Origin of the sequence: Thauera sp. 63, assembly GCF_000310165.2 — a bacterium.
Lineage (GTDB): Bacteria > Pseudomonadota > Gammaproteobacteria > Burkholderiales > Rhodocyclaceae > Thauera > Thauera humireducens.
Window position 1 is genome coordinate 1 of sequence record NZ_AMXC01000065.1, and the last position, 3186, is coordinate 3186.

General features: G+C 66.2%; 4 protein-coding genes. All 4 read right to left on the bottom strand.

Translation table 11 applies throughout. The features are described 5' to 3' along the window. Positions 1-231, bottom strand: a 231-nt coding sequence (locus C664_RS19860) for a cyd operon YbgE family protein (protein WP_232435146.1), incomplete at its 3' end; no start/stop codon positions are given. Positions 232-247: 16 nt separating this feature from the next. Further along, positions 248-406, bottom strand: a complete 159-nt coding sequence (cydX, locus tag C664_RS21315; protein WP_004294044.1) for a cytochrome bd-I oxidase subunit CydX — start codon at positions 404-406, stop codon at positions 248-250. A 29-nt stretch (positions 407-435) separates the two neighbouring features. Next, positions 436-1578: a cytochrome d ubiquinol oxidase subunit II gene (cydB, locus tag C664_RS19870; RefSeq protein ID WP_004294046.1), complete on the bottom strand. Its 1143-nt coding sequence runs from the start codon at positions 1576-1578 to the stop codon at positions 436-438. Between the two features lie 16 nt (positions 1579-1594). Next, positions 1595-3157 carry a cytochrome ubiquinol oxidase subunit I gene (locus C664_RS19875; RefSeq protein WP_038012665.1) on the bottom strand — a complete coding sequence of 521 codons (1563 nt, stop codon included), beginning with the start codon at positions 3155-3157 and terminating at the stop codon, positions 1595-1597. Positions 3158-3186: the final 29 nt, after the last annotated feature.

Below are 3186 nucleotides of genomic sequence, written 5' to 3' on the forward strand. Positions count from 1 at the left end.
CAGGCGCCAGGCCCGGTGCCGCGGCACGAAGCCGACGCCGCGCACGAAGCCCGCGCTCATGGCCCAGAACAGCGCCATGGCGGCCCAGTGGTCCGCACCGCCCTGCGGACCGGAGAGGGCGGCGGGCCAGGCGGTGATGCCGAGCATGATCGCGATGGCGGCCAGCAGCGGCAGCAGGCGGATGCCACCGGTCGGCGCGGCGGCCGGGCCGGCGAGCTTCGTGTTCATCATGGCCTCCTTGCCGCGGTCAGTGCGCACCACTGCCGTTCGGGTCGGCAGGGGCGGCGTCGAGACGGGTCTGCCGCAGCGCCTCGGCACGCGCCTCTTCATTCTCGCCCCACAGGGCGTTCAGGATGGCCAGCAGCACGGCGAAGCCGATGCCCAGGACCCAGGCGAAATACCACATGTCGTTCTCCTTGTTCGGTTTGCGGACGTTCAGTACGCGGAGTGTTCGTTCTCGCGGATGTAGGCGGTCGTGACCTTGCCCGCCATCACCTTGTAGGCCCAGCTGGTGTAGGCGACGATGATCGGCATGAAGATCAGCGTGGCCCAGAACATGATGCCCAGCGTGCGATGGCTCGAGACCGCATCCCACACGGTGAGGCTGGCGCCCGGCACGGTGGAGGAGGGCATCACGAAGGGGAACATGGACACGCCGGCGGTGCCGATCACGCCCACGAGGGCGAACGACGAAGCGACGAAGGCGGCCAGGGTGCGGCCCTTCCACACCAGCCACAGCGCGGCGATACCGCCGGCGTAGGCCAGCGCCGGCACCAGCAGCGTCAGCGGCGCCTTGGCGTAGTTGGCCAGCCAGGCGCCGGGCTGCAGTTCGACCGTCTTGGCGAGCGGGTTGGGCAGCGCCGCGGTGTCCACCGCCGAGGTGATGGCATAGCCGAAGCCGCCGTTGGCGATCCACAGCCCGGCGGCGCTGAAGCCGACCAGCATCAGCACGCCGAAGATCAGCGCGGCGGTGATCGAACGGCGTTGGATGTCGCCCTCGGTGCGGTGGGCGAGATAGATCGCGCCGTGGAAGGTGATCATCGCCGTGCTCACCACGCCGGCCAGGAGCGCGAAGGGGTTCAGCAGGCCCCAGAACGAGCCGGTGTAATAGGGCACCAGCGAGTCGTCGAAGTGGAAGGGCACGCCCTGCAGCAGGTTGCCGAAGGCCACGCCGAAGATCAGCGGCGGCACCGCTCCGCCGATGAAGAGCCCCCAGTCCCAGGTGCTGCGCCAGGTGGCGTTGTGGATCTTGCTACGGTAGTCGAAGCCCACGGGGCGGAAGAACAGCGCCCACAGCACCGCCAGCATCGCCCAGTAGAAGCCCGAGAAGGCCGTGGCATAGACGATCGGCCAGGCGGCGAAGATGGTGCCGCCGCCGGTGATGAACCACACCTGGTTGCCGTCCCAGTGCGGGCCGACGGTGTTGATGACGACGCGGCGCTCCTCGTCGTTCTGGCCGACGAAGGGCAGCAGCGTGCCCACGCCCATGTCGTGGCCGTCCATGATGGCGAAGCCGACGAGCAACACGCCCACCAGCAGCCACCAGATGAATTTCAGGGTCGGGTAGTCGAAGATCATGATGTCCGCTCCGGGATCAGGCGTGGGCGTGGTGGGTTTCGTTCATGTAGCGGCCGGTGCCCAGGCTGCCCGGGCCCTGGCGGGCGAACTTCACCATCAGGACCATCTCGACGATCAGCAGCAGGGTGTAGAAGCCGACGAAACCGGCGAGCGAGCCGTACAGGCTTTCCACGGTCAGCGTGGACACCGACAGGTGGGTGGGCAGCACGCCGTAGATCGTCCACGGCTGGCGGCCGTACTCGGCCACGAACCAGCCCATCTCGCAGGCCAGCCACGGCATCGGCAGGAACCACAGCGCCCACTTGAGCAGCCACGGCCGCTGTGCGAAGTCGCCCTTGATCGAGTACCACAGCGCCAGGCCGAACAGCGCCAGCATCGCGAAGCCCAACGCCACCATGATGCGGAAGGTCCAGAACAGCGGCGCCACCTTGGGCAGCGTGTCGCGCGCGGCGCGGTCGATCAGCTCGGGGGTGACGTCGTCCATCGAGGCGACGTATTTCTTGAGCAGCAGGCCGAAGCCGAGGTCGCTCTTGACCTTGTCGAAGGCTTCACGCAGTGCTGCGTCCTGCGGGTTCTTGCGCAGCGCCTCGAGCAGCTTCACCGCCTCTACGCCTACGGTTACGCGCTCGCGGTTCAGTGCGTAGATCTGGTTGAGGCCGGGCAGCTCCTTGTCCAGCGAGCGCGTGCCGATGAGGCCCATCACCCAGGGAATATGGATGGCGAAGTCGTTCTTCATCTCGGCTTCGTTGGGCACGGCGATGACGTTGAAGCTGGCCGGGGCTGGTTCGGTCTCCCACATCGCCTCCATTGCCGCGAGCTTGGTCTGTTGTGCTTCGCCGAGCGCGTAGCCGGATTCGTCGCCGAGCACGATCACCGAGCAGATCGAGGCGAAGCCGAAGGCCGCCGCGATGCGGAACGACCGCTTGGCGAACTCCACATCGCGCCCGCGCAGCAGGTACCAGGCCGAGATCGACAGCACGAACATCGCGCCGGTCACGTAGCCCGCCGACACCGTATGCACGAACTTGCCCTGCGCCACCGGGTTGAACACCACCGCCCAGAAGTCGGTGAGTTCCATGCGCATCGTCTCGTAGCTGAATTCCGAGCCCACCGGGTTCTGCATCCAGCCGTTGGCGATCAGGATCCACAGCGCCGACAGGTTGGTGCCCACCGCCATCAGGATCGTCACCAGCAGGTGCTGCTGGCGCGACAGGCGGTCCCAGCCGAAGAAAAACAGGCCGATGAAGGTCGATTCGAGGAAGAAGGCCATCAGACCCTCGATCGCCAGCGGCGCACCGAAGATGTCGCCCACGTAGTGCGAGTAGTAGGCCCAGTTGGTGCCGAACTGGAACTCGAGCGTGATGCCGGTGGTGACACCCAGCGCGAAGTTGATGCCGAAGAGCTTGCCCCAGAAGCGGGTCATGTCCTTGTAGATCGTCTTGCCGGTCATGACATAGACGCTTTCCATGATGACCAGCATCCACACCATGCCGAGCGTGAGCGGCACGAAGAGGAAGTGGTACATCGCCGTGGCGGCGAACTGCAGCCGCGACAGGTCGACGAGTTGCTCACTGACCATGGGTTTCTCCAGATGTCGTGTGTTGTTTT